The sequence below is a fragment of the Pelovirga sp. genome, assembly GCF_059864205.1.
The window spans coordinates 1-2,655 of the sequence record NZ_JCBCBS010000141.1; the positions used below are offsets into that span (position 1 = coordinate 1).

A 2,655-nucleotide genomic window follows, 5' to 3' on the forward strand; every position below is an offset into this window, starting at 1 on the left:
GTCGCCAACGGCATGCTGGCGCAAATCAACCTTGTACAGGCTTATAATGTCAATGTCGATCTCGACAACGAGCAGAAACTGGCGAATAGCGACACACCACGGACACCCGAGCAGTTCCTGGCCGCTAATTCTGATCTGGGCAAACTTCAGGATGCCGCTCGCATGGCCGATGTCAAAACCTACAGCAATGCCGCAGTCACAGCGCTAGAAGCTGCCGTGACTGCGTTGAAAGCCGAAACAGGTGAACAGGCCAATGATTTTGTGAAGTTTGCCGATACTAATTGCTATTTGAACTATTCTACATGGATGTATACCTGTGACCCAACGATCTACAATGATCCAGCCAAGATCGCTGAGTTAGAAGCGAATCTGGCTGAGGCGAAAAAAGCGATTAATGCCTCGATGTATAACGTGATGAAAAGTGGGCCGGACGGTCTCCCCGGCACAAGCGATGATATTGTTGCCGCTGTGATCAACGTCGACAAATTCTTTGTAGGGGTTGACCTCCGCTCCAAAATTCCCACCACCTACAACCATGGCGCCTTTGGCGACAGCCCAGGAATGCTGCCTGATCCGACCTTTGGCGGTATACTGGTTCAAGTTGATGGGACATCCCCTTCGGTCCTCAACACCGACGAGGATGGCGATGGCTCCCCCGATTTCTTCGACCTGACCTTTTTTCTACCGGGGATGTTCGCAGAACGTACTTTTTCTCTTTACATTTACACCGAATCTTCCTCTTCTTCCTGGTCAGTTACGTTCAACGCTAACAACACCTTTGCTGGCAATGTTCAGTATCCATCATCGACATCTTTTTCCGGGACCTACACAACGGCTCAGAATATTCTCACCCTGAATATAACCGAAGGGGACGCAGGTGGTATCACGAAACTCGTAAGCAATCTTCAGCACGGCTACAGCAAAACCGAGAGCCTGTTTGAGTTAGAAACAGAGGCATTCTACGGTAGTAATTCTACTTCTACGGGCTATGCTTTTATGTATGAGCCCTATGAGATGTATGCCCCTCAGTAACTCTCAGTACTTTTTATCGGTTAGTGTTTTTATTGTTTGTACCTTTTCAGGGCCGCCGCAGGGCGGCCCTCCTTTTTCTTCCAGAGGAATCTGCGCATGTCTTTGTCTCTGAACAGATGGTGGTATGGGAGTGCCAGTGTGCTGATTATCAGCGGACTTCTTTGGGTCGGATTCTTCTATGACAGCGGATCACGCCTGACCCCCACCGTCGAAAAATCGACCGGCGTCGACATGGAGATAGCCGGACTGAAATATAGCAACTACAAAGAAGGCAAACTGCAAAGCCGTGTACAGGCAGCACAACTGATGGTGGTGCCGCGCAAGATCGGTGCCTTTCAAATCAAGTCGATCAATGAAGCCGTCATTACCCGGTTCCGCCTGGAAATGCACAGTTCCAATCTACCTGCCGAGCCAAATAAAACCGGGTCGGCGTTGCCGGATGAACTTTCTGACGGTATCAAAGGCCTGGCCGCGATCAAGGGGACCGGCCGTATTGTCAAGATGACCATCGCCGGCATGGAGATACTCTCTTTGCGCGACGACAAACCCGAATTTATTCTGCAGGCCAGAGTCGGCAGCTTCGATGCCCGGCACAAACAGTTGCAGCTTGAAAATGTCACGATGCTGCAACCCGAGAATCACCTGAGACTCACCACCGATCTCGCTATCTGGAACAAAGAGATCCATGCCTTTGAAGTCCCTGGCCCTTACGTTCTGTATCGAGGAAAAGACGTGGTCAAAGGCGAACGTGTTTTTATCGATCTGGCCTTTCGTATTATCCGCGAAAAGAAGCCCCAGAAAAAAAGCTAGAATCTTTCAAGCTTTCCTCCTTGACCGCCTGACTCCAGGCGGTTTTTTTGTTTTTACTTTAGCCCCGCCTGTGAAATACTCCGGCCATTCAATTTCCCGCGAGGCTCCCCATGTCTGACCCAAGCAAACGCCTGTATCTCATCGACGGCTCCAGTTACATCTATCGCGCTTATTACGCCATCCGCCACCTCTCCAACGGCAAGGGCTTTCCGACCAACGCCATCTACGGCTTTACCACTATGCTCCTCAAGATCGTCCGCGACGAGCAGCCCGATTACCTGGCGGTTGTCTTCGATCCGCGCGGGCCGACCTTCCGCAAGGAGCTTTATCCTGCCTACAAAGCGAACCGGATTTCGATGCCGGACGATCTCATCCCGCAGATCCCCAAGATCAAGGAGGTCGTCGCCGCCCTCAACCTGCCGGTTCTCGAAGAAGCCGGTTTTGAGGCGGATGATCTCATTGCCACTCTCGCCAAGCGCTTTGCCTCTGCCGGGCTGGAGGTGACGATCGTCACCGGTGACAAGGATCTGATGCAGACCGTCACCTCGCAGGTGCGCCTCCTTGACACCATGAAGGAAAAGATCACCGGCATGACCGAAGTCGCCGAGCGCTTCGGCGGCCCGCCGTCGATCGTCATCGAAGTGCAGGCCCTGGCCGGCGACTCTTCCGATAATGTCCCCGGTGTCCCCGGCATCGGCGAGAAGACCGCAGTCAAGCTGATTCAGGAGTTCAAGACGGTGGAGAATCTCCTCGCCAACACCGACAAGCTCAAGGGGAAGCAACGCGAAAATCTCGAAACCTTTGCGCAGCAGG

General features: G+C 52.6%; 3 protein-coding genes. All 3 read left to right on the forward strand.

Annotation, left to right across the window (positions count from 1 at the left end):
• Positions 1 to 1,032: hypothetical protein (locus AC6F7T_RS08975; RefSeq protein WP_500718009.1), on the forward strand; the 1,032-nt coding region annotated here is incomplete at its 5' end.
• 96 nt (positions 1,033 to 1,128) lie between these two features.
• Complete coding sequence (locus AC6F7T_RS08980; protein ID WP_500718011.1) at positions 1,129 to 1,842, forward strand: hypothetical protein; 714 nt, start codon at positions 1,129 to 1,131, stop codon at positions 1,840 to 1,842.
• 110 nt (positions 1,843 to 1,952) lie between these two features.
• A partial coding sequence (locus AC6F7T_RS08985) for a 5'-3' exonuclease H3TH domain-containing protein (RefSeq protein WP_500718013.1) occupies positions 1,953 to 2,655 on the forward strand: 703 nt, incomplete at its 3' end.

Coding starts and splice junctions, on each gene's coding strand:
- AC6F7T_RS08980 (WP_500718011.1), top strand. CDS start 1,129: ATGTCTTTGTCTCTGAACAGATGGTGGTATGGGAGTGCCAGTGTGCTG.